This window comes from Rossellomorea marisflavi, from assembly GCF_009806575.1.
Taxonomy (GTDB): domain Bacteria; phylum Bacillota; class Bacilli; order Bacillales; family Bacillaceae_B; genus Rossellomorea; species Rossellomorea marisflavi_A.
This window is the reverse complement of sequence record NZ_CP047096.1, coordinates 17,714-40,284: the sequence shown is the minus strand read 5'-3', so window position 1 is coordinate 40,284 and position 22,571 is coordinate 17,714. Positions and strand designations below refer to the sequence as shown.

General features: G+C 41.2%; 19 protein-coding genes and 3 pseudogenes. 13 read left to right on the top strand and 9 right to left on the bottom strand.

Annotated features, from left to right (window positions below; translation table 11 throughout):
- Positions 1–725 precede the first annotated feature (725 nt).
- The 6 genes and pseudogenes from D5E69_RS22845 to D5E69_RS22815 form a co-directional block, all read right to left on the bottom strand.
- Positions 726–2,162, bottom strand: coding sequence for a glycoside hydrolase family 32 protein (locus D5E69_RS22845; protein WP_159130443.1), 1,437 nt, complete (start codon positions 2,160–2,162; stop codon positions 726–728).
- Between the two features lie 14 nt (positions 2,163–2,176).
- Positions 2,177–3,571 (bottom strand): PTS transporter subunit EIIC, encoded by a 1,395-nt coding sequence (locus D5E69_RS22840; protein WP_159130442.1) that lies wholly within the window; start codon positions 3,569–3,571, stop codon positions 2,177–2,179.
- A 144-nt stretch (positions 3,572–3,715) separates the two neighbouring features.
- Positions 3,716–4,696 carry a LacI family DNA-binding transcriptional regulator gene (locus D5E69_RS22835; protein ID WP_159130441.1) on the bottom strand — a complete coding sequence of 327 codons (981 nt, stop codon included), beginning with the start codon at positions 4,694–4,696 and terminating at the stop codon, positions 3,716–3,718.
- A gap of 1,031 nt (positions 4,697–5,727) precedes the next feature.
- Positions 5,728–6,123 (bottom strand): annotated as a pseudogene (locus tag D5E69_RS22825) (cation diffusion facilitator family transporter); the annotation flags it as partial.
- Positions 6,124–6,699: 576 nt separating this feature from the next.
- A complete protein-coding gene (locus D5E69_RS22820; RefSeq protein ID WP_159130439.1) occupies positions 6,700–7,125 on the bottom strand; it encodes a disulfide oxidoreductase in 426 nt (141 codons plus the stop codon).
- Positions 7,126–7,784, bottom strand: a pseudogene (locus D5E69_RS22815) (DsbA family protein).
- 246 nt (positions 7,785–8,030) lie between these two features.
- Between D5E69_RS22815 and D5E69_RS22810 the strand changes: the two are divergent.
- The 8 genes and pseudogenes from D5E69_RS22810 (at position 8,031) to qacH (ending at position 15,895) form a co-directional block, all read left to right on the top strand.
- Positions 8,031–9,100: pseudogene (locus D5E69_RS22810) on the top strand (flavin-containing monooxygenase).
- A 675-nt stretch (positions 9,101–9,775) separates the two neighbouring features.
- A complete protein-coding gene (locus tag D5E69_RS22800; RefSeq protein ID WP_159130535.1) occupies positions 9,776–10,747 on the top strand; it encodes an arsenic resistance protein in 972 nt (323 codons plus the stop codon).
- Between the two features lie 445 nt (positions 10,748–11,192).
- Positions 11,193–11,519 carry an ArsR/SmtB family transcription factor gene (locus D5E69_RS22795; protein ID WP_159130437.1) on the top strand — a complete coding sequence of 109 codons (327 nt, stop codon included), beginning with the start codon at positions 11,193–11,195 and terminating at the stop codon, positions 11,517–11,519.
- 13 nt (positions 11,520–11,532) lie between these two features.
- Positions 11,533–14,034, top strand: coding sequence for a heavy metal translocating P-type ATPase (locus D5E69_RS22790; protein WP_159130436.1), 2,502 nt, complete (start codon positions 11,533–11,535; stop codon positions 14,032–14,034).
- A complete protein-coding gene (locus tag D5E69_RS22785; RefSeq protein ID WP_159130435.1) occupies positions 14,031–14,183 on the top strand; it encodes a hypothetical protein in 153 nt (50 codons plus the stop codon). The genes D5E69_RS22790 and D5E69_RS22785 overlap by 4 nt, the downstream gene beginning before the upstream one ends.
- Before the next feature lie 129 nt (positions 14,184–14,312).
- Positions 14,313–14,630, top strand: a complete 318-nt coding sequence (locus D5E69_RS22780; protein ID WP_159130434.1) for a restriction endonuclease — start codon at positions 14,313–14,315, stop codon at positions 14,628–14,630.
- 330 nt (positions 14,631–14,960) lie between these two features.
- Positions 14,961–15,521, top strand: coding sequence for a TetR/AcrR family transcriptional regulator (locus tag D5E69_RS22775; protein WP_159130534.1), 561 nt, complete (start codon positions 14,961–14,963; stop codon positions 15,519–15,521).
- Between the two features lie 2 nt (positions 15,522–15,523).
- The gene (gene qacH / locus D5E69_RS22770; protein WP_159130433.1) at positions 15,524–15,895 is read left to right on the top strand and encodes a quaternary ammonium compound efflux SMR transporter QacH; all 372 of its coding nucleotides are present in this window, start codon (positions 15,524–15,526) and stop codon (positions 15,893–15,895) included.
- A gap of 150 nt (positions 15,896–16,045) precedes the next feature.
- Here the strand turns inward: qacH and D5E69_RS22765 are convergent, their stop codons facing one another.
- Positions 16,046–16,381: an HTTM domain-containing protein gene (locus tag D5E69_RS22765; RefSeq protein ID WP_159130432.1), complete on the bottom strand. Its 336-nt coding sequence runs from the start codon at positions 16,379–16,381 to the stop codon at positions 16,046–16,048.
- 78 nt (positions 16,382–16,459) lie between these two features.
- On the opposite strand from D5E69_RS22765, the gene D5E69_RS22760 reads away from it, so the two are divergent.
- Positions 16,460–16,948 (top strand): aminopeptidase, encoded by a 489-nt coding sequence (locus D5E69_RS22760; RefSeq protein ID WP_159130431.1) that lies wholly within the window; start codon positions 16,460–16,462, stop codon positions 16,946–16,948.
- Between the two features lie 134 nt (positions 16,949–17,082).
- On the opposite strand, the gene D5E69_RS22755 is transcribed toward D5E69_RS22760, so the two are convergent.
- On the bottom strand, positions 17,083–18,261 hold the full coding sequence (locus D5E69_RS22755; RefSeq protein ID WP_213085594.1) for a tyrosine-type recombinase/integrase: 1,179 nt from the start codon (positions 18,259–18,261) through the stop codon (positions 17,083–17,085).
- 311 nt (positions 18,262–18,572) lie between these two features.
- Between D5E69_RS22755 and D5E69_RS22750 the strand changes: the two genes are divergently transcribed.
- The 4 genes from D5E69_RS22750 to D5E69_RS22735 all read left to right on the top strand — a co-directional run bounded on the left by D5E69_RS22750 (position 18,573) and on the right by D5E69_RS22735 (position 21,484).
- On the top strand, positions 18,573–19,538 hold the full coding sequence (locus D5E69_RS22750; protein WP_159130429.1) for a helix-turn-helix domain-containing protein: 966 nt from the start codon (positions 18,573–18,575) through the stop codon (positions 19,536–19,538).
- Between the two features lie 295 nt (positions 19,539–19,833).
- Positions 19,834–20,058, top strand: a complete 225-nt coding sequence (hfq, locus tag D5E69_RS22745) for an RNA chaperone Hfq (protein ID WP_159130428.1) — start codon at positions 19,834–19,836, stop codon at positions 20,056–20,058.
- A 335-nt stretch (positions 20,059–20,393) separates the two neighbouring features.
- Positions 20,394–20,687, top strand: coding sequence for a hypothetical protein (locus D5E69_RS22740; protein ID WP_249931635.1), 294 nt, complete (start codon positions 20,394–20,396; stop codon positions 20,685–20,687).
- Positions 20,688–20,701: 14 nt separating this feature from the next.
- Positions 20,702–21,484, top strand: coding sequence for a thermonuclease family protein (locus tag D5E69_RS22735; RefSeq protein WP_159130427.1), 783 nt, complete (start codon positions 20,702–20,704; stop codon positions 21,482–21,484).
- 156 nt (positions 21,485–21,640) lie between these two features.
- Here D5E69_RS22735 and D5E69_RS22730 read toward each other — a convergent pair whose 3' ends face one another.
- Complete coding sequence (locus D5E69_RS22730; RefSeq protein WP_283957851.1) at positions 21,641–22,471, bottom strand: ATP-dependent DNA ligase; 831 nt, start codon at positions 22,469–22,471, stop codon at positions 21,641–21,643.
- Between the last annotated feature and the right edge of the window lie 100 nt (positions 22,472–22,571).

Genomic DNA, 22,571 nt, shown 5'->3' with positions numbered 1-22,571 from the left:
GGACAGCCAATAAGGGATATATGTTAGGGTTTTTAAAAGGTAAAAAAAGAATTTCCATCTGTGAGCACGCAATTACATTTAGTACAGGAGACATTGTATCTCCCATGCACATTGAAGCTTATACCGGGACGTGTGACTGAGTGCACCGAACCGCCTCCAACAGTACCCTCTTTCATTGTGAAAGAGGGGCGTTTTAACGTGCCGACTTTTAGTCATTTATCCCTCTGCGGCTCAGGCGGGAGACATGCGGTTTTGGACCCATCCGGTGCAGTTGAACTTTCCTCCTTCTTTCTCCTCAGTGTAACAACTTCGCTTATGAGAGAGGGAATTGTTTAATCACTTGATCGTCAACGCGAAAACAGACTATTACAGCTTGAAAGAACAAGGCCACCTCTAGTTAAAGGGTATAAATCTGCCTTCTTTAATCGGAGTAGTCGTGAAATAGTAATTATTTCTGTAATCAAAAACAATTACGTAAACGTAATTGTTTTTGATTACAGAAAAATCTCTTGCTAACACAGATTATATTTATAAAACCAGGTCATTCTTTTTGAAAAGGATGCCTGGTTCTACTAGGGTGGGGAACCCCTTGTTTACCTTGTGGAACTTCAAATTGGGTGTATGGAACAGTCCTTTTTAGGAACTATTAATTCTTTATTATTTGTCCTATTAGAAGCCGTTAGGTTTTACTTGTACCCATGTCATACTGTGCTGAAATCGATTCATCATTCTTTCTGGATACAAATTCCACTCAATGGATACAGTGTCCCTTCTGTTCCTGACACTTCGATCCGATCGAAGTCTTCAAGGAAGAATCGTCCCGTAAAGACGGTCAGGCCACCGTCCAAGAAGAGTTCTATGCTTGAGCGGTCGAGATACAGGCACCCTTCGTGTTCTTCAGGATTCAGGCGCTTGCTGTATCTCACTTGCCCGTAACGCTCATTGTAGAGGATGGTGGTCTTCGAACGATCAAGGGTATATTCGCCATCCGAAGATTGGAAGGTGAGTGATTCGCCTCGTCCGTTGGATAGGGTGATCTGGAATGAGCTGCTGACACGGAAACGTAGTTCAAGGCTTCTCGTCTGAAGGAAATGTTCCCCCTCGATGCGGATTGATTCTTCCCTGAGCTGGTGAAGTTCCTTAAGCGGCCACTGTTTCAATCTGTCCCCTTCAACGGTCACTTCCCTCGGGATCGTGAGCATGTGAGCCCATTGGTTCCCGTCTGTCGGATAGGGACTTTTCGAGTTACCGAGCCAGCCGTATAGGATTCGGCGTCCGTTCCGATCTTTAAAGACCTGCGGTGCATAAAAGTCGAAACCTTTATCCAACTCGTAGAATGTATTATGGTCATACTGAAGGGTGTCGGGATCGATCGTAGCCCCGACGGCATAAACGACGGAGAAGACGTTGCGATAATCGTATCGATTCGGGCTCTTAATCCCCTGTGGGGAAAAGATCAGGATGCCCTTCCCATCTTCCTCGTAATAGTTCGGGCACTCGATCATATAGCCGAAATAGTGATCCATCAGTTCAAGCTTGCCCAAGTAGGTGAATTCGGTCGGGGACTCCCCTTTGTATAGCATGATGATTCCCTTGTGCTGAAGATCCTCGGCACCTACGAGCATGTAATAGCTCCCGTCCTTCTGATAAACGAATGGATCCCGGTAGTTAAGCGTCGAAACGGTGGGATCCCAACGAGCGATGGCCTGTTTGGGCGTCAGCTCCCCGTCCTTGATCTGCGCGTGAAGGGTGGTGGGGATCTTGTCATCTCCTTTGATTCCGGTATAGAACAGATGAACATTCCCTTGATCTTTCAAGGCCATTCCCGTGTAGCAGCCCTCATGATCATCCGGGTGATCGGGGGAGATCATGCACCCGTGATCACGGTAGTGTATAAAATCCTCCGTCGAGACATGGTACCAATATTTCAACCCGTGAACAGGTCCGATGGGGAACCACTGATAGAAGAGATGGAAAAAGCCTTCTTCATCTTGGTACAAGCCGTTCGGGTCATTCAATAGTCCATGTTCCGGAGCGATGTGATACCCCGGATAATAGGGGTCATTCTTCGCTAGCTCACGAATCGCATTCAAGTAGTCATCGGATACGTCCGTCAAGCGCACATTCCTGTTCTGACGATTGGAAAAATCGATAAAATTCATGGTATCCCTCGCTATCAAGCAGTTTGTTGTTCAAGTTGTTGTTTTTTCCTATCGCGCGCCGTGATGAGAACTGTTCCGACATAGGCGACGGATATGGAGATGACAAGGACAAACAAGTACGAAAGCAGTCCACCCTCGAGGTATAAGAGGGCTCCGGGGATCATGGAAGCCCCCGTGCCTTTCGCGGCTAGTTGGATGATGCCGGCGAACGCACCCCCGGCTGCCCCGCCCAAGCACCCCATGAAGAATGGCTTTAACGTGGGGAAGGTCAGCCCATACATGACGGGCTCTGAAATCCCGAATAATGCAGGAACCAATGCTGGTACCATCTTGCTACGTTTGCGCCTGTTGCGCTCCATCATGACAACGGCAAGTCCAGCTCCCAGTTGACCGGCGATCGCGGCCGTGCCCAGTGGGTTGATGTAATCAAGGCCGGTCTGTGCGAAAATACTGACAATGACCGGCGTCACCGTGTGATGCATGCCAACCACGCATAGGAGCTGAATTCCGCCCCCATAGACAATCCCACCGATTCCGAATGGGAGGGTCAAGCTATATAAGATCAGGTCGGTCAATCCTTTTTCGATGAGAGAAAGGATAGGTCCTACTAGAAACAAACCAGTCAATAGAGAAATCGAAACCGTCAGGAATGGCACGAAGAGCATGTTGACGAGATCTGGTATGACTTTGTTCAGCTTCTTCTCAAGAAGGGCTGCCACGATCCCCATGCACAGAGCTGGCAGGACTGAACTTTGATAGCCGACGATCGTTAAGTCGATGGGACCGATTGGGAAGAGGAGGGGATCCGAAGCTCCGTTCACCACATCCCATTTGTTAGGGAGGATGGGGGAGACAAGCATCAAGCCGAGAACGATTCCGATAATCGGTGATCCCCCGTACTTCTTATTCGCCGACCAACAGACCAGGACAGGAATGAATACATAGGCCGTCTCGGTCAATACGGAGAAAATAACGCTTACATTCTTGCTCATAGAGAAGCCGAATCCGTTGACCCATAAGCCTTGTAGCCCCATCAGGATTCCTGTGGCAAGGAGGATCGGGATGATGGGGATGAAGATATCGGAAATGTCCTTGGTTATACGTTGAAATGCCGTGCCTTTAGGCTTTTCAACTTGGTCTGACGAGGGAGGGGCATGTCCTAGAAGTCGGGTCACTTCCAGGTGGACTTTGTTGACGAACCCTGTTCCCAGGATCACCTGATGCTGGCCATTCTGTTCGAAATAGCCTGCCACGCCATCCAACTCTTTGATGTTCTCCTCTTGAACTCGTGAAGCGTCGCGAACTTCCACGCGAAGTCTGGTGGCACAGTGTGTGGCCGAGAGGATATTGTTTGCTCCTCCCAGCGCCGCAATGACGCCTTTTGCCGTTATGACTGGATCTTTTTTCATGGAAACGCATCCCCTTTCAATGTATCGAACCGGTTTTATACAAGAGTAAAATAAATGCAAAACCAGTGGATATCGAACCGGTTTTACATTTAAAAATCTATCACCGTTGAATGTTACTGTCAATCTTTTTTTGGAAGCGTTTCATCAGAGGGTGGTTTCCCCTTCCTGGATGGATACATCGAGGATCATATGGCGTTCTCTTATGGGGTTTCCATTGATCTGATGGATGAGGGCATCGGTGGCTAGGCTCGCAAGCTTCTCGATGGGTTGGACGATCGCGGTGATGACAGGGGACGTTATCCGCGTCACATAGGTGCCATCGAAGGCGATCAGCTTCAGGTCATCAGGTACCCGGATTCCCTTCTCCGTGGCAATCTTAAGGCATTGGGAGATGACGAGATCCGACCCGATGAATGCATCTGCCCCTTTATGCTTGTCCATTGCCGTTGAGGCGGCCTTCATATATTGTTCGAGGGTGAATGTATTGGAGTCCATTTCAAAGAAATCGAGGCGGTGGCCTTTCTCTTCAAACATCCGTTTGCAGTGCTCCACATAGGTATCACTTCCAAGATTATACTTCCTTGATCCTACGAATTGGACGGCATGGGTGCACCCGCTTCTCTCCAATCGCCCGATGGTCAATTCTGCTGCTTGATGGTGATTGGATGAGACCATTGGGATTCGCTCATTCAAAAAGCGATCCAGACTTACGATGGGCCGATCCGTCCCGACATAATGACTGATATCCAGGCTGTGGGCACCCATGATGATTCCATCCATCGTACTCCGGTTGAGCCACTCGATGTACTCTTTCTCGACATGGTTCCTGCCTACGGATCCACACACCATCGTCATATAGCCCTTATCGTACAGCTCCTTCTCGACATGCTTGATAAAGGTGGAGAAGAAGGGATGGAGGATATCGGGCATGACAATCCCGATCAGATTCGATTTACGGATGGATAGGTTTTTGGCCAACTGATTGGGGACGTATTTCAGCTCCCTCATGGCCTTCTCCACTTTCTCCTTTGTCTTCTCTGAAACATAGCCATTGTTATTGATGACAAGGGAAACGGTACTTTTCGCAACGTTCGCCTTTTCTGCTACATCTTTTATGCTCACCATGGTTCAACATCCTTTCCTCACACGAAGCAGGTCGGCCCTGCGTTCTGCTATGTATGTGTTCCTCTTGTCTGACATCTTCAAGGCGGAACATCACTGTACGCAACGAAACCCATGAAATAACGATAAGAAGCAGGTCTATAAATCCTATGAAGGCTTCTCAAGAGGTCGGCCCTTCTCACCTCAAAGTCTACCTTTATCGGGATGCCAAAGAGCTGTTCAGCGATATATTATTCAGACAGAATTCCATCGCGTGTGAAAGGAATCAGTTCCTTCTTCGGCAATGGGTTTATTATTGGGGTATATTATTTATTCATAAATAGTGTACGATTTAAGGGTTAAACAAAACAATATATAGTGATGAACTCGGTAACTGAGATCATAAATTTTGAACGCTGTCTTCTAAGGTTTTTTTGAAGAAAGTGTTCTTTATGGGAAGAGGTGCGATGACATTTATGTCCAAGACTTTCTATAATCTTTTATCAGGAAGGTCTTTAACCATTTTAGCATTCTCTGAATCCAATTAACACCTGGTCGCTGTTCGTCATTCTTCCTGTGAACAAGGATATGATGATGGTACAGGTTTTCTAAAAAAGGATAGGGACGACTATGATAAGCGGGTCATCAAACAAATGGCCAATAGAGGCTGCGAGTATATAGATTATCCTGTCATGAATATGGCTTGTAGTCCCTAAATGATACCATCCCACCTGGCGTAGAAGATGATTCACTGCCGCTTTGGCAATAACTCCTTTTACGCGAGGTTTTTTAAGATTTTCCGCAAAGTTAATAACATATGGTTGATGAAAAGCCAACCACCAATACCCCGCAAAGTCCCTAAACAAACGCAGTAAATCCAAACAAGATATGTGGGATCAAGAACAAATACTGGTTATTCCTCTCCAATGCCATTATCGTCGTTTTTGTTCAAACCTGGAGATCAGGATGGCAAACAAAAGGGAAGTCAAATACCATCCGAGGGAGTTTTGGAGGGAAAGATATTCTTCGGAATTGCTATGGTCTTTCCAACAACACATATTAACGAGAAGACCAATGACAGAAATGAGGAGCATGCCGCCTGTTGCCACTTCCGGCGGTTTGGTGAACCTTTTAAACGCTTCATAAAAGATAAAGAGGGCAATTCCCATCAGCGTAAGTCCGTTTAGGGTAGCAGCAAGAATCTCAAAACGTTTGTAACCGTAAGTCTTGCTGTAGGTCGCTGCTTTTTTCCAAATTTGAATGCTATTAACGCGGTTCCTAGAGAGAGGGAATCACTGAGCATATGTCCAGCGTCAGATAGAAGGGCCAGGCAATCAGTGACATATCCACCGATTGCTTCTACCGCCATGTATAGTGTAATGATAATAAAATGAGATCAAAAGTGTTTTTGTATTGCTATTGTGAGAGTGGTTGCTATGATCGTGTGCCATACAAATGACCTCCTTTTTCAAGAGAATAATCATCTTTTCAAAGGCGAAAGTGCTTTCTCAGCATGACCTGAATAAATCTCAACACCTAAAATATTATTATATGATTATATATTCATATATAATAAAAATGAGAACTTACATAAGTCAAGTGCAACTAAGCGCTCGGTTATGGACAAATGGGAGAAAACAACTTTTCTACAAGCGATTCAATAATGTATAGATTGAGCAATGAACCGGCTCAAATTTTTCTTTTGAACAAGTGGAATTTGCAATGTAGTTAGACTTACTTGCTGCCTCCCATGTCGTTTCTTCAAGAAAGTTTGAGGCCGTCTCTTGATTAAAACAGGAAGGTGCAATGTACGTTTTCTGATCATGATCCAAAATTACCCTACTGGAATTAGAAGGAGAAGAGGTGAAAGGAATGAATATAATGGCGGCTACCATAGTCAGAGTTACAATCAAAATAGTATAAAGTCGTTTCAATATAATCTTACCTCCCATATCCGAACAACAAACTAAGGATAGATGCACGATTGATAAGGTGATACCGAGTCACCTTATCAGTAGTGTATCCGATTATTTCTTCGTTCCCTTAAACGATAACAGCATAAAAATGGTTATTAGAGTAAAAGCAGTCAGAGCCAAGAACGGAATGGTAATGAATCCAAACCAATTAATATACTGCACATTGCATGGAACCCCGTTCGCGCAGGGCTTAATTCCACCAAATCCATCAACTTTTTGTTCCAGATAATGAAGTACGGAGATCGTGCCTCCGATGATGGCCATCGGAAGCACGATTTTTCTTAGACCAAGATCATTCTGAAAAGTTGCAATACCAAGGATGAGGACCAGTGGATACATGAATATCCGCTGATACCAGCACATTTCACACGGGACAAACCCTTTTATCTCACTGAAATACAAGCTGCCAAGGGTAGCAATGATGGAAACCAGCCATGCTGTGTACAGCCAAAATGTAGTTTCTTCAATTTTATTCATCTAGTTCTGCCCTTCTTCAATCAGGGACGTGATCTTATCATAATCATATGGATCCTCTAACATTACACCGTTGATGATAATCGTTGGCGTTTTTTCAATGTTGAACTCTTCCACCAGTGAAGTATCTACGTCTAATTGATCCTTGAATGTTTGTTGTTGGATATCCTGTTGAAGTTTTTGAAGGTCCATGCTAGTCGTTTCACCGGCGATCTCCATTAGTTTCTCAACCGTAATCCAGGCTTCATCGTGATTGTCCTCTGGCTGATTTTTGAATACTTCTTCCTGGAAGCGCCAATAAGAATCCGGATCATTCTCTAAAACCGATTCTGCGGCCAATGCAGCCAGTGTAGATTCTTTACCATGAAAGAGCACGTTGACATAGGACAGATTTGCTTTCCCAGTATCAATGAAGTCTTTCTTCAATTGAGGGTAGATGGTGTCCCCCAAGCCTTGCATGCAGGACATTTGAAATCACCAAACTCAACGATGGACACAGGGGCGTCCCTTTCCCCGTGTAAGGGTTGTCCTGTTACATCTGGGTGGGTATCCAATGTTTCATCTTTGTTCTCTGCTTTGTTGTTTAAAACTACGATTGCTGCCAAGAGACAAAAGACCACAATCGTTAATAGAACGATCATCTTCATTGGCGATTTCTTCATACTGAGCACCCCTTATACAAGATTTTTAGGCTAGCTTTATCATAGCAACTGTTTGGTTGCGCTTAAACGACAGAATAGTACATATTTTCAACAATTTAATCGTATGTTGAGTGATACTGCGAAATGTAGTTATTTAAATTTACGAAATCAATTGTATTTAAACGGAGGTTAGTATATACATTGAATCCATAAAGTATTAATATATGAATATATACGCATATAATAATTCGTTATGGAGGAATTTACATGTATGATGTCATTGTCGTTGGTGCTGGTCAAGCAGGACTGGCTATGGGATATTATTTAACCAAGTCGGACCAGTCCTTCCTGATCATTGATCAGTCAAGAGATGTTGGCGAGAGTTGGAGGAAAAGGTATGACTCTTTGAAGCTTTTTACACCCCGGTCTATGTCATCCCTTCCCGGACTGGCACTTAATGGAGATGAGGATGGGTATCCGGGTAAAGAGGAGATTGCTTCTTACTTAGCAGAGTATGTTCAGACATTCAATCTCCCCCTACGACTAAGTACCAAGGTGTTAAAATTGGAGAAACACAATGGGATGTTTCATGTCAGGACAGAACGGGACACACTTTTATCGAAGCAAGTTGTCATTGCGACAGGGCCGTTTCATACGCCTAACATCCCTCTAAATCAAAGTGAGTCTGTTCCCTTTACCCACCTGCATTCCTCGAATTATCGAAATTCCTCCCAGCTTGAGCCTGGATCTGTTTTGGTCGTGGGGGAGGCAATTCAGGTGCTCAGATTGCAGTGGAACTTTCAAAAACGAGGAAAGTGTATTTATCTTTGGGATCAAGAATGAGGTTTTTGCCCCAAGAGGTAGCAGGAAAAAGCATTTTTCGGTGGTTTAAACGCTTAGGCCTTTTATCCGTTACTTCAGAATCAAGACTGGGCAAATACATTCAAAACCAGCCTGATCCCATCTTTGGTAAGGAGTTAGTAAACCTGATAAAAGAAGAGAAAGTCATTATAAAAAGCCGGTTTCATGGGTTTAAAGGAAGACGAGTCATACTGGAAGATGGCAGTAAGCTGGATGTCTCTAATATTATCTGGGCGACTGGCTATAGACAAAATTACGATTGGATAAGCCTCCCTAGGGTAGTGGATGAACTCGGTAAACCTATTCATATTCGGGGGATTTCCAAGGAACAGGGCCTTTATTTTCTGGGCCTTCCTTGGCAATTCCGAAGGGGATCTGCGCTATTACTGGGAGTAGGGAATGATGCTGAATACATTTATGAGAAACTGATACAGTCTGAAGCCCTCTCTACTCCATCAAAGGGAAAGGTGGAGTAAACATTTATCGGTTCACTATTTAAAATAGCGCCCAAAACACGGTTGTTTCGGGCGCCGATATTTTGATAGTTATCCACAAGTGCCGGTTGGATTTGCTTTCGTAAAACACTCTGACCACGTTTTACATGTATACTTTAATCCGTTGATCTCCGGCATTTCTTCTATGGTTTTCTGTTGATCCTCCAATTCGGCACACTTGGATCGAGCCATTTCTCTCCATCTATGAGGAGGAAAAATATTAATCTCTTGACTACTAAAACCTGCTTGCTGAGCTGTCTTAATGAATGGTAGCTGATCCAGGACATCGACTGTGTACTTCCTTTGCCCGTTCACTGGGCGAGAGCACGATGTTCGAGTAGTTCATGCCACTTTAGCTAAACCAGGGGAATGAACTGTTTGTCTGCAACGGCTGCACCACAAGTGGCAAAGCTGTATTGTACGCTACGGCTTTAGACAATCTTATATAAAACCATTGTCGTCAACGTAGGGGAAAAAAGGGACCGTCATTGAGGGATTCAATTGGTTTCCATCTATAAAGAGACGCTGCCCGCCTAAATGTGCGGTATTTTGTATTGAATGGAGTTTACCACTAGCTATGATAGTATGGAGAGAGACTTTACCTCCAAAAAACAACTAATCGCTTCACGCAAAGAAATGAAGGAGTGTATTCAAATCATAGTTACTCGAGAGAAACTAGAAAATAATCAAGTCTGGCTTTATGTCATTGTACTACTAGTGGCAGCTGGATTTGGATTAGTGGCCCCGAATCTAGGAGCAAAATTGGATGTGACCATATCTCTGGTTATTGCTATCTTGATGTATAGTATGTTCTCCCAGATACCATTCACTTCATTAAAGGAATCGTTTGCAAATCGCCGTTTTATCTGGGCACTACTTACAGTCAACTTTGTCGCCGTCCCCGTTGTGGTATGGCTCCTAGCTAGGTTCCTACCAGACTATCCGCCACTACTGCTAGGTGTTTATTTAGTGTTACTTACACCTTGCATTGATTATGTCATTGTGTTTACGGCTTTGGGGAGAGGAAATGAAAAGATCATCCTGATTTCTACACCTATTCTTTTTATTACCCAAATGTTGCTATTACCTTTGTACTTAATCCTGTTTATCGGGAGTGAAGCAGTAACGATTGTAGATCCAGCTCCATTCCTAGAAGCATTTCTTGGCCTGATTGTGATCCCTTTAGGACTGGCCATCGCTTTGCAGATCATAGCAAAAAAATCAAGAGCAGGGATTCGAATGATTGACCTATCTGCATGGCTCCCAGTCCCATTTATGGCCCTTACCCTATTTGTCGTTGTAGCATCTCAAATTGGGAAAGTGTCAGCAGACATCAATCTGATTATCAAAGTAATTCCTATTTATATTGCTTTTATGATCATTATGCCGTTCATCTCTAAGGTAATAGCAAAATGGTTTAAGCTTGATATCGGTTCAGGTCGTGCCCTAATATTCAGTGGATCCACACGGAACTCACTTGTCGTTCTTCCACTTGCGTTGGCCTTGCCGGATACTATGAACACGTTAGTTGCAGCGATCATTGTGACTCAAACCATCGTAGAACTTGCCGTTGAGCTCATGTACATTCGATTAGTCCCTAACTTCATCATGCGTAAAACAACCAACTAATACTATTCTCTTCCTAATAGAACCTCCATTTATACTAAACGGCAGAAATAATCGTTAAAGACAGGGACATAATCCAATCCCTGTCTTTTTGTGCTTTTTGTAGGCAACCTTCAGCTGCAGAATTTTCCCTCTACTCAATGCTGCAACTCAATCCCTTTGTACAGACGCTGATATTATTAGTTCTAATTAGTTTCAAGTAGAGCCACATATGTGTGGAAGTTCAGCTTAACGATATGTAGCATTCAGAACCGAATGATGAGGATGCGAGCAAATTTGGATAACTCGAACATCATGTTGAATACGGAAGACAAATTAAAAAAAATGAATAGGTTTGAATGAAAAACATCGGTATATGTTTTTTTTTTTATTTTGACACACATATTAGAGATCTGTAATATGTTAATCATACATATTAGGATTTTCTAATGTGAAAGGAGTGGGTTGTTTGAATCAGGTCGATTTCGATTTGAATATCAAGGTTAAATTTCTACAGGGATTTGCTCATAAACTTAGAATTCAAATTTTAGAAGCGCTTAAAGAAGATGAGAAAACGGTGACGCAGCTTGTGGAGGAGCTTAACGGAAGTCAATCCAGCATATCTCAGCACCTTTCATGTTTAAAGGGGTGCGGTTTGATTGTTGGAAGGCAGGATGGGAAATATGTCCATTATCGCTTGAGCAATGAGAACGTTAGAAATCTGTTAACGATGTTTGATGCAGTCTTGGGTGAAGTACAAAGTGATGTAGCCTGTTGCCGTAATCATATTGTATAGGGGATGGAAATGAATGGCCGATAAATGTTGTGGAGGATCGCCGGATAAGAAGAAAGGCGATAAGAGTGAAATCCTGCTTGCCCAAGAAAAGTCGGGAAAAGGTTGTTGCGCGGATACGGACGTTGATTTTCCTCTCCAGCAGTCATGTTGCACCATTGATACTTGTGGGGAAGACAGGAGTGAGATGCGTCAAGGGAAGGTGGCACCAGTCTTTGAGGAGTATAAGGTATCCGGGATGGACTGCCCGTCCTGTGCCCTCTCGATTGAGAAAGCTTTGGGGAAATTGCAGGGGGTCGAGGATATCCATGTAAATTATAGCACGGGGAAACTTAGATACAGTGCGGGATCCGGAGCAGATCGGAATGAGGTAGAGAGCACGATAGAAAAGCTCGGCTACGCCCTGGATCCCGTAGTGGAGAATAAGAATACCAAGACCTACAATGTCGAAGGGATGGACTGTGGAAGTTGTGCCAAAAGCATCGAGAACCACCTGTCATCCATCAACGGGGTCCATCATGTTTCTGTCCACTTTTCCACAGGGAAAATGGAGGTGGTTCACGACAATAGTGTGGATGAAATCATCTCGGAAGTTTCAAAAATAGGGTTTAAAGCGTCGATTCGTTCCAGACATGATGCAAACAGGCCAAAAGGGAACAATCAGGAGAAAGGGACGATTATCACATCGGGGATCTTGATTGCCCTCGGCCTAGGGGGATCTTTCACTGGTGTGCCGGATTTGGTCATCACGATGCTATATGCTTTTTCCATGCTGATCAGTGGATATAAGCCCGTCAGGAGTGCCTATTATTCAATTCGCAGCGGTTCCCTTGATATGAACGTTCTCATGTCTGCTGCAGCAATCGGCGCGGCATTGATTGGAGAATGGTTGGAAGGGGCGACGGTTGTTTGGCTATTTGCATTGGGAACGGCTCTACAAACCATGTCGATTGAAAAGACGAGGAATTCCATCCGTAGCCTTATGAACCTGGCGCCCACAGAAGCTTGGATCCAAGAGGGAAGTGAAATCAAGAAAAAACCGGTTGAAGCCGTTGCAATTGGGGAGATCATGGTGGTGAAGCCTGGTGAACGGATTTCATTGGATGGAGAGATTATCAGTGGGGAATCGAGTGTCAATCAAGCTCCTATTACGGGAGAATCCATCCCTCTTGATAAAACAATAGGTGACATAGTCTATGCTGGAAGCATCAACGAAAATGGTTCATTGGCAGTCAAAGTCACGAAGCTTGTAGAAGATACAACAATCGCCAGAATCATTCATCTAGTGGAAGAGGCTCAAGACCAAAAAGCCCCTACTCAAGCATTCATTGACCGCTTTGCGTCCATCTACACCCCCATCGTCTTTGTTCTTGCTGTGGTGGTCATGGTCATTCCACCATTAGTGGGAATGGGGACCTGGAGTGAATGGTTCTACAGAGGACTGGAACTGTTGGTCGTCGCTTGTCCTTGTGCACTGGTGATATCGACTCCGGTCGCAATCGTTTCTGCCATAGGAAGCGCTGCAAAGTATGGTGTTTTGATCAAAGGTGGTACATTTCTTGAGAAGGCAGCCGGTATTAATGCAATTGCCTTTGATAAAACAGGCACATTGACCGAAGGAAAGCCTAATGTTTCCGGAATCAAAGTATTCGAAGGAACAGAAGAAGAATTACTGTCCATTGCGATGACATTAGAAGGGCATTCGACTCACCCCATTGCAAGAACCATCGTAAAGCATGCCTCTGAAAGGGGGATAAGCGGAAGAGAGGGAAGTTCCTTTACGAACATTACCGGGAAAGGTGTGAAAGCCATTATCGGGGGCACACAATATATCGCAGGGAGTGTCCGTTTATTTCGCGAGCTTAATGGTTTGACTGAAGAAGCAGAGACGGTGGCCAATACCTTTGAAAATGAAGGGAAGACCGTGGTCATCATCGGTCATGAAGATGATGTGCTGGGGATCCTTGCAGTGGCCGACACCATTCGAAGAGATACGGTCGAGACGATTTCATCTTTAAAAGAAGCCGGAATCAATCAGGTAGTCATGTTAACAGGTGATAACCCCAAGACCGCACAGCTAGTATCAAGGGAAGCTGGCATTGATCGTTCGTATGCAGAATTGCTGCCAGAAGACAAAGTGAATGTCATCAAGCAGCTTCAACGTGAAGGATATCATGTAGCTATGGTCGGAGATGGAATCAATGATGCTCCGGCACTTGCAACAGCTGATCTTGGCATTGCCATGGGAGGAGCAGGGACGGATACTGCCATGGAAACCGCTGATATCGTGTTAATGGCAGATAACCTTGATAAACTCCCACATACCATTAACCTGAGTCAGCGCGCTTTAAGCATTATCAAGCAGAACATCTGGTTTTCTCTGGTTGTTAAATTTGTTGCACTTGCGTTGATCTTCCCCGGATGGTTGACACTATGGTTGGCCGTACTAAGCGACACGGGTGCTGCCATTATCGTAATTCTGAATGCTCTGCGTCTCGTGAAGGGCAGGAGCAAGTGAACGAACACAGCTCGATGACTGCCGGGCTGTTTCGTTCTATCCAGATTGATTGTGAACAAAGTGGATATACCCTTTGCATGTTCGTTAAAGCAATCGGTGGATTCATCACCAACTCCCTGGCGCTCTTATTCATCGCATGGCATGTGTAAAGCGATTCTATGGCTCATAAAGACTTATTGATTGCGTTTATCCTGGCCATAAGGCAACCGCCTATGTAAATACGTATGGGCACAAGCGTCTCGAGATTATTGTAGCCGTCATTATGGGATTGAAGCTTATTGCTATTACGTGATAAGGATTCGGTCATTTTCCTAGCCTCCGTTGATCATTCGGTTGCAGGCTCCACCCAGCTCGTTGGCATTAAGGTCGTGCAAGAGATTGCTTCAGCTAAAAGCCATTACAGCGCGGATGAGTGTTGGGTCATCACCAACAGTTTCTTCACTGAGCCAGCAAAGAGGCTAGCGAGTTCAAATCATGTCAGATTGGTTGATCGCGACCAATTGATTGACTGGGTACTGGCTTTAAAGAAGAAAACAGCAGACAGTCCTCCTATTCAAGAAACAACAAAAAATTCTAGGACTTTTAAAGATCTGTAGAACAATGTGGCCGTATCAATTCGGTGTTATGTATGTAGCGCACTAACTTCCAAGTCTTGCTGTATAATCAGCAAGGCTTTTTTACTTTATTATCTTCCTCGTGTGCTACGAGTCTCCCCACTGTCCTTCGTTATGAACCGGTTGTCGTTGCTCTCTCCTTAAAGTACTAAAGAACTTGCTGGCGCAGTATGGTGGATTCCTTCGACCACCCGGACCAGGGTTGGTCTTCCTTACTGTGGTCAAGAAATTACTATGAAACATAAAAATCGCGGGCAATTTCAATTATTGACAAAAAACCGTCCAGACGGTACAGTAAATAATATCGAAGTTATGGAGGTAATTATGACTATTTCAAAAAATACCAATAAAAAAAAGTATATATTGACTGCTGCATCTGAAATTGTTAAAGAAGAAGGCGTTATTAAACTCACATTAGAAGCTGTAGCCCAAAGAGCTGGTGTAAGCAAAGGTGGATTATTATATCATTTCCCTAGCAAGGAAGCCTTAATTAAAGGAATGGTGGAAGATTGGACAAATTATTATTTTGAATGCCTCGATATGTTAGTTAATAAAGATAATAATCCATTAGGAAAATGGAGTAGAGCTTATTTAGAAACAACATTTTCTGATTTAGCAAATAATAAACTAAATTCCGCATTAACGGCTGCAATGTTTATTAATCCAGACTTATTAGCTGAGTTTCGAGAGAAATACAATATTTTGCATACAAAGTTAATAAACGATGGAATTGATCCGGTGAAAATAACAATCGCAAGATTATCAATAGATGGTCTTTGGTTCTCTGAAATATTTGGAATAGCACCATTAAATGAAGAACTAAAAAAACAAGTATTTGAAGAATTAATGACCATGATTCAGGAGGGAGTATAATAATGTCATATTTATATTTAGCACTTGCTATAATTGGAGAACTTATTGGATCTTCTTTATTAAAAGCATCTGAAGGTTTTTCAAAACTCTTTCCTACAATAGGGGTGCTTGTATCTTTCGTTATTTGTTTTTTCTTTTTAGCAATATCGTTGAAAACCATTCCCTTAACTACTGCGTATGCATTATGGTCAGGATTGGGTATTGTTTTTACTACTATCATTTCAGTTTTAATTTGGAAAGAAAAAATTAACATGGCTAGCATTGCAGGAATAGTACTTATTCTTGCAGGAGTTGTAATTTTAAACTTATTTGGACCAGGGCATGGAGAATCAAGTCATAAAGCAAGTGAACCTATTACGATTAATGAAGAATAAGATGGAAAAGAAGGTCTTCTTAATAAGAGAAGGCTTTCTTTTTATCGTATATAATTCTTATAAGGTGTTTGTAAAACGTAATCGGACCGAAGTGAGTGCTAAGCCTGGGCGTGAACGATTGTTTAACACGTATAAAACAAATCCATAAGATTAGACCTCCCTTAGCGCTGCGAACAGGAAAAATTGTAAATTTAAAGTTCCCCAAGTCGGTAGTGCAACTAATGGGGTTGTAAGTATAGGCGCCGTTAGTTTGCCTAGCATTGGATCTTGTAAATAATAATAGACCGCTGTCCCATTAATCCAATCTTTTTCTCCAAGTTTAGCTATTGTTGAATTCAAATAAATAATGGCAATTTGAAATCGAATTGCCCAAATAGCTGTGTTTGCTATAAGCCTTTTATTTATTTCAAGGGAAGTAGCGGTTTTAACCTTTTTTGATTGCCAGTACCAAACTCTATTGTCGGTTAGAGTAACCGGTATAAGCATTATGGTTATAAATGTTGCAACTTGCTCACCTCCAAGTTGGGTCCAGCTGTTTGCAAACTATAAGCAATATATGCGTGGATGATTCCTGTATACATGGGGCTCCAACCCGAAGCAATAACTATTTATAATATTATAGAAAGCCAAGTCTATAGTGGAAGTGTTATCAATGATATTTCTCTCAGTTTTAAAGATGGGAGGATTACAACTTATGATGCCAAAACAGGAAAAGATGTGCTGGAAGGGATTATTGAAACAGATGAAGGTTCTCATTATTTAGGGGAAATTGCCTTGGTCTCTAATAATTCTCCCCTCGCTCAAGAGGATACTCTTTTTTACAATACATTGTTTGATGAAAATACATCCTGTCATATTGGCATAGGCAATGCATCACCATCAAATTTAAAAAATGGAAGTAATCTATCGCGGCAAGAATTAAAGGGCGCTGGCCTAAATAAATCTCTTTTAATTGTCAATCTATCATTCGGTACACCAGATATGAACGTATTAGCGATAAAGGAAAACGGAGATGAAGTTTTAATAATAAAGAATGGTGCGTTTCAGTTCTAACGGTTGGATATAGAAAAAATTGCATTTAGTTTGTATTCACCTTACGTATTTATTAGTGAAACTTTCAAATAGAAAAGGAGAGAAGATGACAACATCTTCTCTCCTTTTTAAATCCCCTTGGTATGTGCCCTCTATTAAACGTATTTCTTCATAGCACCTTGATCCCATGAATAGATGGCATTTTGATTAAGATCGAGTATTTTTTGAAGATAAATAGCCGTAGTTCGATATGATTCATGTCCCAGACTTTTTTGTATGGTATAGATATCCGCACCCGATTGATAAGAAATAACTGCAAATGCATGACGAAAAGTATGAGGCGTAATTGGGTTTTCTCGATTTTCAAGAAAGGAAAGGTTTGTTCTGAGAATAGATGCTTTTATGTATTTAGATAGATATGAACGTGTATATGCATTCCCGTATGCATTCGGTAAAAGAGGTGAAGAATCATTGCTTGAAAGAACAGTGTCTAGCCCTCTTGCTTTCCTATATTCGACAATCGATCTATATACTTTATTTTTAATGGGGACAATTCTTTGTATATTTCCTTTAGCTCTAAAACTCAAAGTATATGATGCAGCAATTGAATCATACTTAAGATCCTTCATTTTAGCATTGCAAAGCTCTGAATTCCTAATTCCCGTTGTAACTAGGACGTGTATTAGCCCTGCCATAATTGGATGCCTTTCTTCATTATAAAAGTAATCCAAAATCTGAATGACCTCTCCTGGTCCAAGATCTCGATTCGGTCGCTCATAATCATTTACAGTAGAGGATTTCATTCTTTCCGTTAAATTAACGCTAATGTATTTATTCTTGTAAAGGTAATCCAAGAAGCTTTTGATAATTGTATTTTTACGAGCAAGTGTAGAAGAAGAATACGATATTTTATTGTTAAGAAGAGGTTCTTCCTTCTCCATCCATATTTGGTAGCGGGCAATATGTCTGGGCGAAAGACTTTTAAACAAAGAATGGTCGTGGACTTGGTTAATATCTACACCAATTGTGCTAGCATATGAAACGATATTATGAGCAAATTTTAAAAGCTCCCGCAAATACTCTTTTTTAGTTCCGGGTGCACGACTTTTCTCACGATCCCTGTTTTTATTATAGTGAACATAATAATAGAGAATTTCATGATCAGTAAAGTCCTCAAATAATAAGCGATTCTCTTTTTCGGAATTGTCCATTTTTTGTATTAATTCTGGGAGTTGAGAGGTATCCATAAAAACTCTTGTAAGCGAAGAAACATTAGTTAATTCATTATCTTTTGTATTCAAGGATAACCGAACATCAAACATAATAATTTTCACCAACTTATCAAATTAAATAGTTTTTCTCAAATATTCCAATGACAAGATATTTATTTCACTGACTATTAGTGATTAATATTTACTAAATACTTTTATAAAATTATATCACATAGAATATTACAACATACAAAAAATACTACATTTGTTGTACCTTATTTTAATTACTTAAATTCCCATAAGTTATTATAGTTTTAACTAAAAATAAATTATAATTAAAAATATATAAATCTAGTAAAATAGTTTATAATATATAATACATTAGTAATAATATTTCACTTAATCATGAAGGAAGGAGATGTCATGTTTTCACAATGAACAATGAACAGAGAGATTTTGTCACTACACAAGAAGTCGCAGAGATATTAGGTAAAAGTCTTCCGACCGTTTACAAATACATCAAAGATAAAAAAATCAATCCCATCTACGATCATAAATGGAGAATGAGAAGGACCAAACTATTTGATAAACAAGAAATAGAGCAATTTAAAGAAAGCATCACTAAGCCAGGAATAACTACATTTAAAGTTTCTAAAAAGTATGATATTCCTTACCATGTTCTAATGAAGTACATACATGAGTCAAAACTTCCTGCTATTAAGAGGTCTTTTCAAGGTAAAGTGCAATACTTCTTACAAGAGAACGATATTAAACAATTCTTAGAATCAAAGGAATGGCAGCAATACAAAAAAAAGAATACAAACTTACTTTCCAATGATAAGTACTTTTTATTCCAAAGCTTTTATAATGAGGAATCTCAAGATTTCGGTCGAATCATGGAAATGGAACAGGACCCTAAACTATCCACCATAAATAACAAAACAATCCCTCTTGAAGTAGCTTTATACAGTGGATACACACCAAAATACATAGCCAATAAAAAAGATCATATTAACCGCAAGGGCTATGCGAAATTTAAATTTGTGCGACCTTATGACTTACAATCGATTGTGTACCAAATCATTGAAAAGTTTCTCGTCTACCTCGGCCCGTCTAACATGAAAATGGAATTTGATAAGGATAACATCCTTATGGAGGTTAAACCGTCATTAATAACTGTTTTCACTGAAGAAGAAATAAACTATTTAATGGAGGCTTTGGTTTCGGGAGAAATATTCGAGGATATTGAGGGAATATATATTGATACTGGTTTAGAACCCATGACTATATATTTTTCTAATGAGATGAAAGATTTCATTAGAAAAAAAGCAGCGGATGATAAATGTACTATGGAGGAACTAATTATTCACACACTAAAACAACACTGGAATATAACGTGAGCCATGAAGCAAATTAACTTGTTCGATTTAACTATTGAAGAAGTGGGTGTCTCAACAGTTTTTCAGTTGTCCCAGCATGTCAAAATAAAATCACCTCTTTTAGAAGAAGGGACCGAAGAGGACTACTATTATTTAATGTCATTCGCTAATAAGATCGGTGAGATTATCTGTATCCATGAATCAATGGCCAGGAATTCATATACTGTCCAATTTAATGATGGTCTTACGGGAATCTTTTATGCGGAGGATCTCTTGAAGTAAATAGCTACCAGTCATAATATGAAAGGAGAAGCACATGAAGAAATCAAATTCTATTCAAGACCATATAATTAACCAAGCAAGGCGAAATGGTCAAACCGTTACAATCTTTTTAGTTAGCGGGATGAAGATTAATGGGAAAATTATTGGCTTCGATGGTTTTACTATTCTAATTGAATTTAATAAGAGACAACAGATGATCTACAAACATGCGATTTCTACGATTGTACTTGATTCACCAGTAACCCTCCCAACCCACTGAAAATGTCACCAATATAAAACATATATGTTAAAATATTAATATCATATTCTATTTTCAGTGAGGTGATTGTCTTGTTCCCGTTTTCTGATGGAGGACCACCTATGTAACATCCACTTAAAGCTTCACCAGAGCGCTATTGTGACGGAAAACAGCCTATGCAATTTAAATTCTGGAGTGACGGTAGACCACCTATGAAAGATTAAAACAAGGTATCTGATGAAGCGTCTACGTATGATATAATAAAAAAAGAATAACTAATGGGAAAACCCCACTTGGACGAATATACACATATATTCGTTTTCAGGTGGGGTTTTTGCGTTTAGGAGGCGATTGCATTGTATCAGGAAGAGCTTGAGATCAAAAAGAAACGGGAGAAAATTGACAGAATAATAAACCACACAGTAATGGGTGAAGCATACATACTTAGCCCAGCTTTAGAGTGGAAGAAGGTCGTAATAAAGTCTTTTCATAAGATTCATGACGGTGAGTGGACGGTTATGCAACTCGTAGACCATTTAGAGGAAATAGGAATACGTTTTGGCCAGGCAAAGTCCTTGATTCAATACCCTATTAGGGAGTGTCTCCGTTATATAGCTAAAGTCTCTAATAAGACATTAAGAAATATTTAAAAGGAGGAATATAAATGAAAAAACGTATCTTACCTTTCATATTAGGTATTTCAATTCTGACTGGTTGTTCTATTAGTGAGATGGAACAACAAGCTCCTGCGGCACCTGTCACAACTCAAACAAACGATCTAAGTGTTAAAACTTCAGATAAGAACAAACTTGAGACCATTGATGAAGGGTCATTTATTGGTGAAGTAACCCATGTTGTGGACGGGGACACAATAGCAGTTAAAATCGTCGATGGTGAGGCAGAAGAGAGAGAAGTAAAGTTACGTTTTCTTCTTATTGATTCTCCGGAATGGACAACAGAAAAGATGCCTTGGGGAGATAAAGCAACTGAACGGGTAAAGGAGCTACTGCCAAAAGGAACTGAACTAAAGCTTTATTATGACAAAGGAAACAAGAAGGATAAGTATGAACGTCATCTTGTTTACGTTCAGCTTCCTAACGGAGAAATTTTGCAAGAAAAGCTCCTTGAGGAAGGGTTAGCGATCATCAGATTCGTAATACCTCCTGGGATCACCATGCTGCCTGAATTTAAAGCAGCGGAAAAGAAGGCAAGACAGCAGAAGTTAAATGTGTGGAGCTTGCCAGGCTACGTTCAGCCTGACGGGGGCTTTAATCCTGTCGTGGCTGAGCGCAAAAGCACAGAGCAGTCGATAAAGGATGCGACTAAAGAATATATAAAAGGACAGGTCGACGACAAGGCAAAGAATTTACTGGGGGAGAAAGGGAAAGATCTAGCTGATAAAGCAGTACAAGACGGTAAAGACTCCCTCAGTGGTTTGTTTCAATAATGAATCATTTTCTAATTGCTACCCTAAGGTAGTTTTTTTAGATTAAAGAGCAATTTCTTATAAGTAAACTTGATCCAATATTTAAGCTAGATTATGGCTAAAACTTACTTACGCTTGCGACGGCTAAGATTTTAGGCTTTTATTATACCCACTCATTTAATCCAGGTAATGAATTATTGGTGTCCTGAGAAATCCATTATGAGTTTTACCTCTTGACTTTACAATGGCTGGTACTGGCCTACGAAATATCTTCTTGAAATTGTCTTCTTTACTTATTTCACTCCAACCGATCTGCCGTCTTTGGTCCTTAGTTGCAAACTCGATGACACCCGCAGGTTTTAATCCTTCTTCCGTTCTAAAGGAACAAAAATATCCAAACTTTTGCTTTCTTATTCCAGTGATCATTACCTCGTAGTATTCATACCTAATAATCTTTATCCAATCCCTATTGGAGGACCGCTCACCAGGTCTATAAATACTCCTCTTCCTCTTGGCTACACAACCTTCAAGCTTAAATTTCTTAATCTGCTCAAAATATATCTCTCCTTCAGTATCAACAAATGGGATAGTCGATATGTAAGGCGAATCTGGAATTACATCCTTAAGGACTTCCTTACGTTCATTGAGTTCCATATTCATGGTAGGTGCGCCTAAATACAATACATCAAAGACCAGGAATATCACTGGTGAAGACTTCATAGCTGCAGCAATCTTATAGTCGTTAGTCATCTGGAATCTTCTCATAACTAACTCCCAGCTATCCTTTTTTGTTTCAGGATCAAAACAGACCAATTCTCCGTCTAACACCACATCTTCCCTAAATTTTAATGTTGCAAGCTCAGGAAACCTCTTTATACAACTGGTCTTGTGCCGGGTATATGCGTTTATTTCTCCGTTCATGCTCGAGAGGATTAGACGGATCCCATCCGCCTTCCACTGAAAAAAATAGTCCTCTGACGTGAAGGGATCACCTTTCTCCAATAACATAGGCCATATAAACATAACGAACTCCTATTATTGTGAAATAGTAACCTTCTTAACTGTCCGTTTGCGATTCTTTTTACCAAGCTTAGCAAAAGCTATGATA

What these genes read in the sequence shown, in the direction of transcription:
- D5E69_RS22750 (WP_159130429.1), top strand. Translation starts at nt 18,573, where the DNA reads ATGAACAATGAACAGAGAGATTTTGTCACTACACAAGAAGTCGCAGAG.
- D5E69_RS22775 (WP_159130534.1), top strand. Translation starts at nt 14,961, where the DNA reads ATGGAGGTAATTATGACTATTTCAAAAAATACCAATAAAAAAAAGTAT.
- hfq (WP_159130428.1), top strand. Translation starts at nt 19,834, where the DNA reads ATGAAGAAATCAAATTCTATTCAAGACCATATAATTAACCAAGCAAGG.
- qacH (WP_159130433.1), top strand. Translation starts at nt 15,524, where the DNA reads ATGTCATATTTATATTTAGCACTTGCTATAATTGGAGAACTTATTGGA.
- D5E69_RS22820 (WP_159130439.1), bottom strand. Translation starts at nt 7,125, where the DNA reads ATGAATAAAATTGAAGAAACTACATTTTGGCTGTACACAGCATGGCTG.
- D5E69_RS22735 (WP_159130427.1), top strand. Translation starts at nt 20,702, where the DNA reads ATGAAAAAACGTATCTTACCTTTCATATTAGGTATTTCAATTCTGACT.
- D5E69_RS22835 (WP_159130441.1), bottom strand. Translation starts at nt 4,696, where the DNA reads ATGGTGAGCATAAAAGATGTAGCAGAAAAGGCGAACGTTGCGAAAAGT.
- D5E69_RS22765 (WP_159130432.1), bottom strand. Translation starts at nt 16,381, where the DNA reads ATGCTTATACCGGTTACTCTAACCGACAATAGAGTTTGGTACTGGCAA.
- D5E69_RS22790 (WP_159130436.1), top strand. Translation starts at nt 11,533, where the DNA reads ATGGCCGATAAATGTTGTGGAGGATCGCCGGATAAGAAGAAAGGCGAT.
- D5E69_RS22845 (WP_159130443.1), bottom strand. Translation starts at nt 2,162, where the DNA reads ATGAATTTTATCGATTTTTCCAATCGTCAGAACAGGAATGTGCGCTTG.
- D5E69_RS22730 (WP_283957851.1), bottom strand. Translation starts at nt 22,471, where the DNA reads ATGTTATTGGAGAAAGGTGATCCCTTCACGTCAGAGGACTATTTTTTT.
- D5E69_RS22840 (WP_159130442.1), bottom strand. Translation starts at nt 3,571, where the DNA reads ATGAAAAAAGATCCAGTCATAACGGCAAAAGGCGTCATTGCGGCGCTG.
- D5E69_RS22760 (WP_159130431.1), top strand. Translation starts at nt 16,460, where the DNA reads ATGATTCCTGTATACATGGGGCTCCAACCCGAAGCAATAACTATTTAT.